1 pseudogene is annotated in these 281 nt (G+C 63.7%); it reads left to right on the forward strand.

The features are described from left to right. Positions 1-216: pseudogene (locus KZZ04_RS18855) on the forward strand (thiamine-phosphate kinase); the annotation flags it as partial. Positions 217-281 lie beyond the last annotated feature (65 nt).

The following is a 281-nucleotide window of genomic DNA, read 5'->3' on the forward strand; positions in this document are numbered from 1 at the left end:
GATGAAGCCCGTGTTGCCGCGCTGAGTGGGGGCGACGACTACGTGCTGGCCTTCACCTTGCCCCGCGCCGAGTTGGCACCCTTGTTGGCGAACGGCTGGCCGATCCATGTGATCGGCCGGGTCGAGGCAGGGCAGGGCGTGACGCTGCTCGACGCCACTGGGCAAGACATCACCCCGGTCGTGCGCGGCTATCAACATTTTCACGAGGCGCCGTAAGCCCACGAGCATGCGCTACCCTCTATACCGTTATCACGGTGTAGGAGGTTGTCACCATGGTTGTG

The sequence above is a fragment of the Pseudoalteromonas sp. CR1 genome (assembly GCF_019392235.1).
Lineage (GTDB): Bacteria > Pseudomonadota > Gammaproteobacteria > Enterobacterales > Alteromonadaceae > Pseudoalteromonas.